Annotated in this window: 11 protein-coding genes and 1 pseudogene; 6 read left to right on the plus strand and 6 right to left on the minus strand. The window is 69.7% G+C overall.

All coding sequences use genetic code 11. The features are described 5' to 3' along the window. Nucleotides 1-163, plus strand: a pseudogene (locus A7A76_RS26770) (polysaccharide deacetylase family protein); the annotation flags it as partial. Nucleotides 164-892: 729 nt separating this feature from the next. Here the strand turns inward: A7A76_RS26770 and A7A76_RS16850 are convergent. The 3 genes from A7A76_RS16850 to A7A76_RS16860 form a co-directional block, all read right to left on the minus strand. Beyond that, nucleotides 893-1,564 carry a methyltransferase domain-containing protein gene (locus tag A7A76_RS16850; protein WP_206412287.1) on the minus strand — a complete coding sequence of 224 codons (672 nt, stop codon included), beginning with the start codon at nt 1,562-1,564 and terminating at the stop codon, nt 893-895. Between the two features lie 167 nt (nt 1,565-1,731). Next, nucleotides 1,732-2,346, minus strand: coding sequence for a GDSL-type esterase/lipase family protein (locus A7A76_RS16855; protein WP_206412288.1), 615 nt, complete (start codon nt 2,344-2,346; stop codon nt 1,732-1,734). 8 nt (nt 2,347-2,354) lie between these two features. Beyond that, entirely contained in the window at nt 2,355-3,605 is a 1,251-nt protein-coding gene (locus tag A7A76_RS16860; protein ID WP_206412289.1) for an aminotransferase class I/II-fold pyridoxal phosphate-dependent enzyme, read from the minus strand. A gap of 236 nt (nt 3,606-3,841) precedes the next feature. Here A7A76_RS16860 and rsgA point away from each other — a divergent pair, with 236 nt between their 5' ends. Then, nucleotides 3,842-4,972 carry a ribosome small subunit-dependent GTPase A gene (rsgA, locus tag A7A76_RS16865; RefSeq protein ID WP_206412290.1) on the plus strand — a complete coding sequence of 377 codons (1,131 nt, stop codon included), beginning with the start codon at nt 3,842-3,844 and terminating at the stop codon, nt 4,970-4,972. Nucleotides 4,973-5,062: 90 nt separating this feature from the next. Next, nucleotides 5,063-6,337, plus strand: coding sequence for a flavohemoglobin expression-modulating QEGLA motif protein (locus A7A76_RS16870; protein WP_206412291.1), 1,275 nt, complete (start codon nt 5,063-5,065; stop codon nt 6,335-6,337). 138 nt (nt 6,338-6,475) lie between these two features. On the opposite strand, the gene phbB is transcribed toward A7A76_RS16870, so the two are convergent. The 3 genes from phbB to A7A76_RS16885 form a co-directional block, all read right to left on the minus strand. Then, nucleotides 6,476-7,216, minus strand: coding sequence for an acetoacetyl-CoA reductase (gene phbB / locus A7A76_RS16875; RefSeq protein ID WP_206412292.1), 741 nt, complete (start codon nt 7,214-7,216; stop codon nt 6,476-6,478). Nucleotides 7,217-7,322: 106 nt separating this feature from the next. Further along, on the minus strand, nt 7,323-8,651 hold the full coding sequence (locus A7A76_RS16880) for a CitMHS family transporter (RefSeq protein ID WP_206412293.1): 1,329 nt from the start codon (nt 8,649-8,651) through the stop codon (nt 7,323-7,325). Between the two features lie 125 nt (nt 8,652-8,776). After that, nucleotides 8,777-9,973 (minus strand): OprO/OprP family phosphate-selective porin, encoded by a 1,197-nt coding sequence (locus A7A76_RS16885; protein ID WP_206412294.1) that lies wholly within the window; start codon nt 9,971-9,973, stop codon nt 8,777-8,779. Between the two features lie 331 nt (nt 9,974-10,304). On the opposite strand from A7A76_RS16885, the gene A7A76_RS16890 reads away from it, so the two are divergent. Genes A7A76_RS16890 through A7A76_RS16900 form a run of 3 tightly spaced genes read left to right on the plus strand, consistent with a single transcriptional unit; the run spans nt 10,305 to nt 13,556 of the window. Further along, nucleotides 10,305-11,009, plus strand: coding sequence for a response regulator (locus A7A76_RS16890; protein ID WP_206412295.1), 705 nt, complete (start codon nt 10,305-10,307; stop codon nt 11,007-11,009). After that, nucleotides 11,002-12,408, plus strand: coding sequence for a sensor histidine kinase (locus tag A7A76_RS16895; RefSeq protein WP_206412296.1), 1,407 nt, complete (start codon nt 11,002-11,004; stop codon nt 12,406-12,408). Before A7A76_RS16890 ends, A7A76_RS16895 begins: the two co-directional genes overlap by 8 nt. Continuing rightward, complete coding sequence (locus A7A76_RS16900) at nt 12,405-13,556, plus strand: ABC transporter substrate-binding protein (protein WP_206412297.1); 1,152 nt, start codon at nt 12,405-12,407, stop codon at nt 13,554-13,556. Before A7A76_RS16895 ends, A7A76_RS16900 begins: the two co-directional genes overlap by 4 nt. Nucleotides 13,557-13,558: the final 2 nt, after the last annotated feature.

Below are 13,558 nucleotides of genomic sequence, written 5' to 3' on the forward strand. Positions count from 1 at the left end.
GGCGCGGGTGGTGGCGCGGGTGGAGCGCGATCTGGCGCCGGGGGCGATCGTGTTGATGCACGAAGGCGCGGGGCATGGGCGCAGTGTGGAGACGATGGCGGCGTTGTTGGGGCGGTTGCGGGTGTTGGGGTATCGCTGTGTGTTGCCTGAGGTGAGCGGGTAGCGTTGCCTTTGCGCGATGGCGATGGCGATGGTTTGCTGGGGTTTGCTGGGCGATGGGTGGTGTTCGTCGTGGGTGAGTTGTCGCGGTCGCGGCTTGCGCCGCTCCTACAGGGTCTTCGGTGAGTTTCGTATCTTCCTGTAGGAGCGACGCGAGTCGCGACCAACCGAAGCAACGCAGCCCCGCCGCCACACTCCCGAAGCCCCGCACCCTCCAAGACGGTCATTCCGGCGAAAGCCGGAACCCAACCGCAGCGACGCGGCTCCGCCTTGACCTCCCGAAGCTCGCAACCCCCATTTCGTCATTCCGGCGAAAGCCGGAACCCATTTTGATGTTGCTCGTGCTTCTCTCGTGGAAACGAGTGAAGACAAGCCAAAATCAACAGCTTCCGTCCGCAAGCGGCCGGGTCACTTTCTTTGTCCAAAGCCACAAAGAAAGTAAYCAAAGAAAGGGCTTTTTCCTGTCTTCGAATCAAGAGCCACTAWSGTTCGGAGCYKRCGCRGGGATGCGCCACACAGGCCATCCATGGCCTGGGTGGCGCACGGCGCGCTTCCTGCGCGCCGCCCTTCGGGTCTCTGTTTGCCTGTGGCGAGTTCGGGGCGGCGGGGGGAGCGAAGGGCAAAGGCAAGGGCAAGGGCAACATGGATTCCGGCTTTTGCCGGAATGACGGGCTCGTGGTGTGTCGTCGTTGCGTTGGCGCAAACGCAATCGGTATCACCGCTACCGCGCGGCTCACTCCTTCGCTGCGACGATCCGCCAGTTGTTGAACGGCGTGCGCCCGAACAACGGGGTGAATTGGACGCGCAAGCCGGCGGCTTGTAAGCGTGCCTGCAAGGCCTCGCCGTCCGGGTAATAGCGCGGCGTCGCGTTCATCCAGCCGAGCGCGCGGGAGAACAGGTCTACCGCGCGGGTGATGCGGGCGCGGCCGGTGCCGTCGTCCAGGCCGGTGCGGATCACCAGGCGCGCGCCGGGGGTCAGCATCGCGATCATCGCGTCGATCGCGCGCGCCTGGGCGGGGTAGGGGATGAACTGCAGCACGTCGAGCATCGCCACGCTGCCGCGGTGGTCGGGCAATTCGCGCGACAGGTCCATGACCGCGAAGCGCGCCTCGTTCAGGCCGACCCGCGCGGCGGCGCGGCCGGCGCGGCGGATCTTGGCCGCGTCGCTGTCGACGCCGCGGTAGGGCAGGCCGATGCCGTCGGCGCGCAGGGTGTGGGCCAGCAGGCCCAGGCCGCAGCCCAGGTCGAGCAGCGGCGCGCGGGTGCCGCGCAGGGCCTGGCTGACGCCCGGATAGAGCGGGTCGCTGCCGAGCTTGGCGCGGCTGTAGTAGTAGTCCCAGCGATTGCCGAGCGGGTGTTCGGGCAGGTAGGCGCGCGCGATCCGCACGGCCTGGCCGGGGGGCATGGCTTGTACCGCTGAACTCATCCTCGGCGTGCATCCTCCGGCGTCGTCGTCGCCGGTGCCCGCAGTGTGGCATCGGCCGGGGCCGCGCGGAAACCCGCGCGCACGCCGGTGCCGGCGACCGCGGCAGCAGGATTACCGATAAAAACGTCCCGGCGTCGGCGCCGCGTTCAGTCGCGGCCCAGCAGGCCCTGCGCCACCGGCAGCGCCAGTTCGGTCCAGCGCGCGTACATCCGCGCCGAGGGATGCAGCCCGTCCTCGGCCAGCATCGCCGGGTCGGCCGCGAGTTCGCGCGACAGCGGCGCGATGTCGACGAAGGCCACGCCGTGGCGCGCGCAGATTTCGCCGGCGGTGATGTTGTACACGTCCAGTTCGGCGCCGATGGTCGCCGGCCCGCGCTTGTCCTGGGCGCCGAACGGGGTCGCGCCCCAGTCGGGGATCGACAGCGCCAGCACCCGCTCGGGGCGGCCGCGGGCGTAGCCGATCGCGCGTTCCAGCAGCGCGCGGTACTCGCCGGCGTACTGCGCGGCGCTGCGGCCGCGGTATTGGTTGTTGACGCCGATCAACAGGCTGACGAAGTCCCATTCGCCCAGCGGTTCGGCCAGGTCCAGGGCCAGCGCCAGTTCGTCGGTGGTCCAGCCGGTGGTGGCGACGATGCGCGGCGCGTCCAGGCCGATGCCGCGGGCGCGCAGGCCGGCGGCCAGCTGCACCGGCCAGCGGCCCGATTCGGGGACCGCCTCGCCGATGGTGTAGCTGTCGCCCAGCGCCAGGTAGGAGCGCGCCACCGCCGCGCTCAGGCGACCGCGGCGCGGTGGGCGCCGGCGCGCTCGACGTGGCGGTCGAGCACCCGCTCGATGCGCACGAACACCTCGCGCACGTCCTCGGGCTGCGGCAGCAGGGTGACGCGGAAATGATTGCGGTAGGGCACGTTGAAGCTCGAGCCCGGGACCACCAGCACGTCTTCGGTCTCCAGCAGTTCCAGCGCGAAGCGGTGGTCGTCGAAGCCTTGCGCGGCCGCGCCGGTCACCGCCGGGAACGCGTACAGCGCGCCGGCCGGGGCGACCAGTTGCAGGTGCTTGCTCGCCTCCACCGCCTCGATCACCGCGCGGCGCGCTTCGAACAGGCGGCCGCCGGGCCGGCACAGCGGGGTGATGGTGTCGGCGCCGTCGAGCGCGGCCTCGATGGCGAACTGGCCCGGCACGTTGGCGCACAGGCGCAGCGCGCCGAGCAGGTCCATGGCGTGGTGGAACTCGCCGGTGACCATCGGATCGCCGGACAGCACCGCCCAGCCCACGCGCCAGCCGCAGGCGCGATGCACCTTCGACAAGCCGCCGAAACTCAGGCACGGCAGATCGCCCGCGATCGGCGCCACCGGCTCGAACTTCGCGTCCCCGTACAGGATCGAGTCGTAGATCTCGTCGCACAGCAGCAACAGCCTGTGCTTGGCGGCGATGGCGACGATCCGCTCGATCAGCGCGCGCGGATACGCCGCGCCGGTCGGGTTGTTCGGATTGATCAGCACGATCGCGCGGGTGCGGCTGGAGACCAGTTGCTCGATCTCGTCCGGGTCCGGCAGGAAGCCGTTCTCCGGCTGGCAGCGGTAATACACCGGGCGGCCGTCGTTGAGGATGGTCGCGGCCGACCACAGCGGGTAGTCGGGCGAGGGCAGCAGCACTTCGTCGCCGGGGTTGAGCAGGGCGCGCAGCGACAGGTCGATCAGCTCGCTGACGCCGTTGCCGACGAACACCCGCTCGGGCGAGGCGTTGGGCGTGCCGCGGCGCTTGTAGGTCGCGGCGATGGCCTCGCGCGCGGCCGGCAGGCCCTGCTGATGGGTGTACGGGTCGGTGTCGGCGATGCGCTCGGCGATGGCGCGCTGCAGATGTTCCGGAGCGCGGAAGCCGAAGGCGCCGGGGTTGCCGATGTTGAGCTTGATCTGCTTGCGTCCCTGGGCCTCCAACTCGCGAGCTCGCCGGGCCAGTTCACCGCGGATTTCGTAACGGACTTCGGACAGGCGTTCGCGGGTTTTCAGGGGCGGCTGGGACATCGGAGCGGCATAAGGGAGAGTGGGCGAACGCCCAGCCTAGCCGAATCCGCCCCGGTAAACAGCCTGAATCGCCGTTCCGCAGGGGCTTGCGGGCCGACTTGGCGCACAACTTCGCCGCGCCGGCCGCCGCGGCGGCGACTGCAAGCGGTTTCCGGCAAAGTCCGGCCGGCCGGCGCCAGCCAAACCCTGCGGCGGCCTATGTAGAATCGCGCCATGCCCATCCGCCCCCCGCGCCTTTGACCCCCGAGCTGGCCGCCCTGCAGGCGATCGGCTGGCCGCTTCAGGCCGGCCCGGGCGAGACTCCGCTGCCGGCCGACCCGGCCTGGCAGCAGCTTCTGGCCGAACACCCCCAGGCCCGCCCGGCCCGGGTCATCGAACAGCACCGCAGCGGCTATGTGGTGTCCGACGGCCCCGACAGCGCCGGCTTCCCGGTCGATTCGCTGCCCGAATGGCAGCGCCCGCGGTTCCCGCCCGAGCAGCGCCCGGGCGTCGGCGACTGGCTGCTGATCGAGCGTTCGGGTTCGCGCGACAAGGTCGTGGCGCTGCTGCCGCGGCACAGCGCGATCAAGCGCGGCGCGGCCGGCGAGCATTACAAGCAGCAGCTGATCGCGGCCAACATCGACACCGTGTTCGTGGTCTGCGGGCTGGACGCCGACTTCAATCCGCGCCGGATCGAGCGCTATCTGCTGCTGGTGCGCGGCGGCGCGGAGCCGGTGATCGTGCTGACCAAGGCCGACGCCGCGCTGGCGGCCGACCCGGACGCGGTGGCCCAGGCCACCGGCGCGCTGATCGAGCTCAGCCAGGGCGTGCAGGTGCGCGCGGTCAACGCGCGCGACCGCGACGGCGTGCGCGCGGCGCTGTCGCCGTGGCTGGGCCCGGGCCGCACCGTGGTGCTGGTGGGCTCCTCCGGCGCCGGCAAGTCGACCATCACCAACAGCCTGCTCGGCATCGACAAGATGAAGACCGGCGCGGTGCGCGAAAGCGACGCGCGCGGCCGCCACACCACCACCCACCGCGCGCTGCTTCCGCTGCCGTCGGGCGCGTGCCTCATCGACACGCCGGGCATGCGCGAGCTCAAGCCGACCGGCGAGGAGGACATCGGCGAGAACTTCGCCGACGTCGAGGCGCTGGCCGAGCAGTGCAAGTTCCGCGATTGCTCGCACCACCGCGAGCCCGGCTGCGCGGTGCGCGCGGCGATCGAGGGCGGCAAGCTCGATCCGCAGCGCTTCGCCAACTACCTCAAGCTGCGCGACGAGGTCGCCGGCGCGGCCAACAAGCTGGCCCACCGGCGCGCGCAGAAGTCCGAGGAGAAAGTCCTCGGCAAGGCCTTGAACAAGCGCCTGGACGAGAAATATGGCAAGCACTGAGCGCGCGCCGCGTCGCCCGCTCGCCGCCTGGCCGCACGCGGCGCCGTCGTTTCCCTCTGCGCACGTTTTCCCTCCGCAAGCGGCCGCCGCATGAGCGCCCTCCCGATCGACCTGTCGCCCGACCTGCTCCACCACGCCCAGCTCGACGCGCGCATGGTCCGCGCCGCGCGCGGGATCAAATTGCTGACGATGGTGAGCTGGCCGGCCGGGCTGGAAGCGCAGTTCCTCGCCGACTACGCGCGCGGCGCCGCGGTCTCGCCGGTGATCCACTACCCCAGGCACGACTTCAGCGAAGTGCGCGCCGAGCTCGAGGCGATCGCCGCGGCCGCCGACCGCGACCACCCGCTCGGCGAGTACCTGATCGAATCGGCGCACTCCTGGGGCATCGCCGCGCAATTGCTCGAATGCCTGGGCACGAACAAGGTCGCCGACTACTCGGTGCAACTGTTCGGCAAACCCGACGTGGCCCTGCCGGGCCAGGGCCCGAGCACGCGCGAGGCCGCCAACCACTTCATCTCCATCGCCAACGAACTCGACCGCGAGCTGATGTCGCCGGCCGAGACGGTCGAGATTTCGGCCACCGCGCTGAGCCTGCAACTGCAGCGCGACCTCGACGACTACTTCGACGCGCGGGTGATCGAAGTGGTGCTCGACCCGGACCTGATCGCCAAGGCCGCCGCCGGCGCCACCCGCATCCGCCTGCGCAGCGGCGCAGCGTTCAGCGATTACGACCGCCACCAATTGCTGCAGCACGAGGCCTTCGTGCATTCGCTGACCGCGCTCAACGGACGCGAGCAGCCGGTGCTGCCGAGCCTGGCCCTGTCGTCGCCGCGCAGCACCGCCACGCAGGAAGGCCTGGCGACCTTCGCCGAACAGATCACCGGCAGCATCGACATCGGCCGGATGAAGCGGCTGAGCCTGCGCATCGACGCGGTGGCGATGGCGCTGGACGGCGCCGACTTCATCCAGGTGTTCCGCTACTTCATCGACGCCGGGCAGACGCCGGAAGAAAGCTTCGCCTCGGCCCAGCGCGTGTTCCGCGGCGTGCCCACCGGCGGCGGCGCGGCGTTCACCAAGGACACCGTGTACCTGCGCGGCCTGGTCGGCGTGCACACCTTCTTCCGCTGGGCGCTGCGCCAGCAGAAGCTGCACCTGTGCCGCTGGCTGTTCGCCGGCAAGATGACCTTGGGCGACGTGCAGCGCTTCGAGCCCTTGTTCCAGGACGGCGTGCTGGCGCCGCCGCGCTGGATGCCGCCGTGGATCACCCGCGCGAACGGGCTGGCGGGCATGCTGGCGTTCTCGCTGTTCGCCAACCGGATCCGGCTGGACCATATGGCGGAAGGCGATTTCAGCGAGATTGGCTGAGCGGCAGGTGGGGGATAGGAGATGGGAGATAGGAGATAGGAGGTAGGAGATAGCGAAAAGCAGGCCGACGCCACTGCTTTCGCTATCTCCTATCTCCTATCTCCTATCTTCTACCTCCTACTCACCAACTTCTACGCTTCAACCCATCTGCAAACCGCCGTTGACGGCGTAATCCGCGCCGGTCACGAAGGCGGCATCGTCGCTGGCCAGCCACGCGCACAGGCTCGCCACTTCCTCCGGCTTGCCGAGCCGGCGCACCGGTACCGAGGCGGCGAGGCGGTCGAGCACGTCGGGCGGGAACGCGCTGATCGCGGCGCTGGCCACGTAGCCGGGCGAGATCGTATTGACCGTGACCCCGCGCGCGGCGAACTCCTGCGCCAAGGCGCGGGTGAAGCCGTGCATCGCGGCCTTGGCGGTGGCGTAGTTGACCTGGCCGATCTGGCCCTTCTGCGCGCTGACCGAGCCGATGTTGACGACCCGGCCCCAGCCGCGCGCGGCCATGCCGTCGACGACCTGCTTGGTGATGTTGAACAAGGTGTTGAGGTTGCCGGCCATCACCGCGTTCCAGTCGTCGCGGCTCATCTGCCGGAACAGCACGTCGCGGGTGCCGCCGGCGTTGTTGACCAGCACATCGACCTCGCCGACCTCGGCCTTGACCTTGGCGAACGCGGCGACGGTGGACTCCCAGTCGGCGGCGTTGCCTTCCGAGGCGATGAAGTCGTAGCCCAGCTCGCGCTGCTCGCGCAGCCAGCCGGCCTTGCGCGGCGAGTTCGGGCCGCAGCCGGCGACCACGGTGTGGCCGCTGTCGGCGAGCTTGCGGCAGATCGCCGTGCCCAGGCTGCCCATGCCGCTGGTGACGTAGGCGATGCGAAGAGTCATGGTGGCCTCGTGGAGCTGGTAGATAGCGGATAGGAGTTAGGAGATAGAGGGGCAGGAAGCGGAGTGCTTTCGCTATCTCCTAACTCCTATCCGCTATCTCCTCGCATCAAGCGGCGAACGGATACAAGGCGAACGCGAGCGAAGCGAACATCAGGATCAGCGAGATCAGCACCGCCCACTTCAAGGTGAATTTCTGGTGGTCGGCGAAATCGACATTGGCCATGCCGACCAGCAGATAGGTCGACGGCACCAGCGGGCTCAGCAGGTGCACCGGCTGCCCGGCCAGCGAGGCGCGCGCCATCTCTACCGGGGTGATGCCGTAGTGCCCGGCCGCTTCCGACAGGATCGGCAGCACGCCGAAATAGAACGCGTCGTTGGACATGAAGAAGGTGAAGGGCATGCTGGCGATCGCGGTGATCACCGCCAGGTACGGGCCCCAGGCGTCGGGGATCACCGCCAGGAAGCTGCGCGACATCGCCTCGACCATGCCGGTGTTGGACAGGATGCCGGTGAAGATGCCCGCGGCGAAGATCAGCGACACCACCGCCAGCACGTTGCCGGCGTGGTTGCCGATGCGGCGGCGCTGTTCGGCCAGGTCCGGGTAGTTGATCACCAGCGCGATCGCGAAGCCGATCATGAACAACACCGGCAACGGCAGCAGGCCGAGGATCAACGCCGCCATCAGCGTCACCGTCAGGCCGGCGTTGACCCACAGCAGCTTCGGCCGCTTGGTGTCCTCGCTGTCGGCCAGCGTCGGCAGGTTGTCGCTGGCGGTGTCGAGTTCGGGATTCCAGTCGGCGGCGTGGCCTTCGAGGGTGACGATGCCCAAACGCTTGCGCTCGCGCAGGCCCAGGTACCAGGCCAGCAGCAGGATGCTCAGCAGCGACACCACCATCGCCGGGATCAGCGGCACGAACACTTCGCTGGGGTCCACGTGCAGCGCGGTCGCCGCGCGCGCGGTCGGCCCGCCCCACGGGGTCAGGTTCATCACCCCGCTGGCCAGGATGGTCACGCAGGTCAGGTTGAGCGCGTTCATGCGCAGGCGCTGGAACAGCGGCAGCATCGCCGAGACGGTGATCATGTAGGTGGTCGAACCGTCGCCGTCGAGCGAGATCAGCATCGCCAGCACCGCGGTGCCGACCACGATCTTGACCGGATCGCCCTTCACCAGCTTGAGGATGCGCTTGACGATGGGGTCGAACAGGCCGGCGTCGATCATCACCCCGAAGTAGAGGATGGCGAACATCAGCATCACGCCGGTCGGCGCGATCTTCTTGATCCCCTCGATCATCATCTCGCCGATCCCGGCGCCGAAACCGCCGGCCAGGGCGAAGGCGATCGGAATCACGATCAGAGCCACCAGCGGCGACAGCCGCTTGCTCATGATCAGGTACATGAAGGTGAGGACCATGCCGAAGCCGAGGAGGGTCAGCATTTGGGGGAGTTCCTTGAAGGCTTGGAAGCGAGGAGATAGCGGATAGGAGTTAGGAGATAGCGAAAGCGGGGGTAGGGGAGGGCGCGCTCTCGCTACCTCCTAACTCCTATCCGCTATCTCCTGCTTCAAAAGTCGTACTGAAACCGCCCGGTCAGCGCGCGGGTGCGATCGAGCGTGACGCCGGCGAGCCGGTCGCGGTTGCGGCTTTCGATCCAGTCGAACATGAAGCGCAGGTTGGCGCGCAGGTGCCAGTTCACGCCGAGGCTGGCCTGCTCCATCGACACGTCGCTGAAGTTGGCCGCGCCGTCGAGGTGCTGCTTGCCGCGGATGGTGTCGTAGCGCGCCGCGACCACCCAGGCGCCGTTCGGGCGCGACGGCTTGACCCGGCCGAAGCGGCCGCTCTTGGTGTCGTAGGGCATGTTCTCGCCGGTGATGAACCAGCCGAGCGTGGCGTAGGCCGAGCGGATCTCGCCGCGCTGGCTGCCGTCGTCGAAGTCGGCGCCGCTGAGTTCGGACTGCAGGTACACCGGGCCGCGCGCGAGCGCGAATTCCAGCGAGTACTTGTCGACGTCGGTGTCCAGGCCGCGGTTGAAGTTGACCAGGGTCGCGCGGCTGTTGTCGGACAGGTGCCCGGCCGGACGCGGCGCGATGCGCAGGCCGTTGGCGCCGTCGCGGCCCGGGTGGTCGTAGTACTCGCGCGCCAGCGACAGGCCCAGGTGCACGGTGTCGCCGAGGTCGTGGCGCGGCGCCCAGGTGCCGCGCGCGCCGAACGCGCGGCCCTTGACCTGCCACACGTCGATGCTTTCCAGGCTGTAGACGCTGCCGCCGACGGTGTAATCGTCGCGCGCGGTGATCCACGCCGCGCCCAGGCGATACAGCGGCGCGACCGAGCTGGCGAACATGCTGCGTTCCATGAACACGCCGTAGTTCGAGCTGATCCGGTCGTCGAGGGTGAAGTACTGCTTGAACTGGCCGATGGTCAGCTTGCCGGCCTTGAAATCGCGGGTGACGTAGACGTCCTTGGCCTCGACGTTGTCGCCGCTGAACTTGTCCTGCAGGCCGGCGAAGTCGCCTTCGATCTTGTAGCCCCAGCCGTAGAACTTGCCCGACACGTCCAGCCACAGCCGGCGCACCTCGGTGTCGTCGGGGTTCGGCGCGCCGCGGCGGTCGTTGTCGAATTCGGCGAAATCCCAGTGGATGCGGCCGCCGAGTTCGGCGGTGACCGGGCGCTCGTCGTCGCCTTCGGCGGCGGCCGCCGGGGCGGCGCACGCGGCGAGCAGGCACAGCGCGACGCACGCGCCGGCGTGGGGGGCAACAGCCATCGATTTATCTCCCGACCCTTCTTTTCCCGCCTCTTTGCGCGCACAACGGCGCGACGGGCGCTTATAGTTGGGTCGGCCCGGACGGCTCTCCCAACCCCTCCAGCGCAGGCTAGGCGGTCGAAGCTGTCAAAGACCTGTCATGGCGCCGGCTCGTCGTCGTATGGAGCGGTCGTGGCCTGCGCGCTGTTGCTCGTCATCCCCGCGAAGGCGGGGATCCAGGGCTTCATCGCGACAGGGCTCTGAAGTCTCTGGATCCCCGCCTTCGCGGGGATGACGGCTTTGGGTTTCGCCGGCCGCTTCCGATTTCGACAAGAGGCGAGGACTACATCGAGTGCGCATCCTGCTAGTCGAGGACAACGCGGACCTGGCCGACGCCATCGTCCGGCGCATGCGCCGCGACGGCCATGCCGTGGACTGGCAGAGCGACGGCCTCAAGGCCGACAGCGTGCTGCGCTACCAGAGCTTCGACCTGATCGTGCTCGACATCGGCCTGCCGCGGCTCGACGGCCTGGGCCTGCTGGCCGGCCTGCGCGATCGCGGCGACGCCACCCCGGTGCTGATGCTGACCGCGCGCGACGGCATCGACGACCGCGTGCGCGCGCTGGATTCCGGCGCCGACGACTACCTCAGCAAGCCCTTCGATTTCCGCGAGTTCGAAGCGCGCTGCCGGGTGCTGCTGCGGCGCAACCGCGGCCAGGCCGCGGCGGTGGTGCAGGTCGGCGGCTTCGCGTTCGACGCCGGCGCGCACCGGGTCACGCTCGACGGCGAGCCCATCGATCTGCCGAACCGCGAATTCCGCCTGCTCGAGATCCTGATCGGAAAGCTCGGCCAGGTGGTCAGCAAGGACGAGATCGGCAACGGTTTGTTCGGCTTCGACGACGAGGCCGGGCCGAACGCGATCGAGCTCTATGTCGGGCGGTTGCGCAAGAAGCTCGCGGCCGCGCCGCTGCGCATCGTTACCGTGCGCGGCGCCGGCTACATGATCGAGGCGGGTTCGGCCGAGGCCGGCGCCGGCGAGGGTGGCGCCGATGGCTGAGCCCGCGCGCGCCGCGGCCGGACGCCGCGACTCGATCCGCAAGACCTTGCTGATCTACCTCGGCGCGCTGTCGCTGATCGGCGCGGCGCTGCTGTTCCTGGCCGCGCGCAGCTACGGCCGCGCCGCCGCCGACCGCTCCTACGACCACCTGCTGATCTCCTCGGCGCTGTCGATCGCCGATTCGGTCGCGCTGGTCGACGGCCAATGGCAGGTCGATCTGCCTTACGCCGCGCTCGATCTGCTGGCGATGGCGCCGGAGGACCGCGTCTATTACCGCGTCGCCAGCCGCGAAGGCTCGACCATCACCGGCTACGCCGACCTGCCTGCGCCGCCGAGCCCGCCGCGCGACGGCCAGCCGCGTTTGTTCGACGCGATGTACCGCGGCGAAAACACCCGCTTCGTCGCGGTCTCGCGCTGGGTCGCCGGGCCGGCCTCGCAGGGCCAGGCCATCGTCCAGGTCGGCCAGACCCGGCGCGCGCGCGAAGCGCTGGCCGACGACATGGTGCTGCGCGCGCTGGTCGCCATCGTGGTGCTGTCGCTGGCGGCGTTGGCGCTGGTGTGGATCGGCGTGTACCGCGCGCTGCGCCCGCTGCAGCGGCTGGAGCGCGAGCTGTCCGAGCGCGATCCCTCCGACCTGCGCCCGGTCGCGCGCGAGGTGCCGGCCGAACTCGACCAGACCGTGGAATCGCTCAACCGCTTCATGGCCCGGCTGTCGGCCAGCAACGAAACCTTGCGCGCGTTCATGGGCGAGGCCGCGCATCAGATGCGCACGCCGCTGGCCGCGCTGCGCGCGCAGGCGCAGCTGGCGCTGGACGAGGACGACCCGGCCGAACAGCGCCGCAGCCTGGAAACCATCGAGCGCAACGCCAGCCACATGAGCCGCCTGCTCAACCAGTTGCTCAGCGACGCCAGCGCGATCCACCGCGCCAACCTGCAGCAGTTCGAAACCGTGGATCTGGCCGAATTGCTGCACCAGGCGATCTTCGAAGCCGTGCCGCAGTCCGGCCCGCGTCCGGAGCTGCACCTGGCCGCGACCAGCGAAGCGCTGCGCGTGCGCGGCGATGCGCTGCTGCTGCGCGAGGCGATCAAGAACCTGATCGACAACGCGCTCAAGCACGGCCGCGCGCCGCTGCAGATCGCGCTGACCGCCTCGGCCGAGAACGTCGCGCCGCTGGCCGTGCTGACCATCGCCGACCACGGCCCCGGCATCGCCCCGGCCGACGCGCAGACCGTGTTCGAACGCTTCGCCCGCGGCCGCGACGCCGCCGCCGGCGGCGCTGGGCTGGGGCTGGCGATCGTCAAGCGCATCGTCGAGGCGCATGGCGGGACGATCGATCTGAGCAACCGCGTCGGCGGCGGGTTGGTGGTGACGTTGCGGCTGCCGAGGGAATTGGTATGAAAAGCGAGGAACGAGTGGAGAGGAACGAGGAACGAGTCCGGCGACCGGGGAAGCGGGCGCTTTACTCGTTCCTCGTTGCTCTTTACTCGTTCCTCGCTTTCAACGCCTGCGCCGCCCCGGGCGACGTCCGAACCTTCAAAAGCCCTCAAGCCACCACCGCCCACCTGCGCATCCACGGCTCGACCGACATCGAGAACTTCGCCGCGGTCATCGCCGATTACCAGAAGCTCAGCCCCGGCACCGAGGTCGAGTATTCGGATCTGGTCGCGCAGGACATCTACAGCCGGTTCCTGCGCACCGCGCCGCGGCAGCGTCCCGACCTGTTGATCAGCAGCGGCATGGACCTGCAGACCAAGCTGGCCAACGACGGCCACGCCCTGGCCCACCGCTCGCCGGCCACCGCCGGGCTGCCGGCGTGGTCGCAGTGGCGGCACGAAGCCTTCGGCATCAGCTACGAGCCGATCGTCATCGTTTACAACAAACGTTTGTTGGCCCCGGCGCAGGTGCCGCGCACCCGCCGCCAGTTGCTGGCGCTGCTGCGCGACCCGGCGGCGAAGCTGGCCGGCCGGGTCGGCACCTACGACGTCGGCCGCAGCAGTGTCGGCTACCTGCTGGCCACCCAGGACCACCAGCTCGGCAGCATGGCCGGGGCGCTGCAGGCCGCGCTCGGCGACAACCGGGTGGTGCTGGAGGAGCGCACCGGGGCGCTGCTGGACCGGGTCGCCCGCGGCCAGCTGGCGCTGGCCTACAACGTGCTGGGCTCCTACGCCCAGGCCCGGATCGACGCCGGCGCGCCGCTCGGGATCGTGTTGCCCGAGGACTACACCCTGGTGCTGCTGCGCACCGCACTGATCCCGCGCGAGGCCGCCAACGCGGTCGAGGCCGGGCGTTTTCTCGACTATCTGCTGTCGCCGCGCGGCCAGGCGGTACTGGCCCGCCAGGTCGGCCTGCAGCCGATCCGCTCGCCCACCGGCGCCGCGCTGGCGCCGCAGGCCGGCGACGGCGCGCGGGTGCGCGCGCTGCGGCCGATCCCGCTCGGGCCGGGCCTGCTGGTCTATCTGGATGCGCTCAAACGCCGGCAGTTCCTCGACGCCTGGCGCAGCACGGTGCAGCCGCGCGACGCCAAGCCCGGCGCCGCGGGGCCGTAGTG

This window comes from Lysobacter enzymogenes, assembly GCF_017168095.1.
In the GTDB taxonomy this organism is placed as follows: Bacteria; Pseudomonadota; Gammaproteobacteria; order Xanthomonadales; family Xanthomonadaceae; genus Lysobacter; species Lysobacter enzymogenes_D.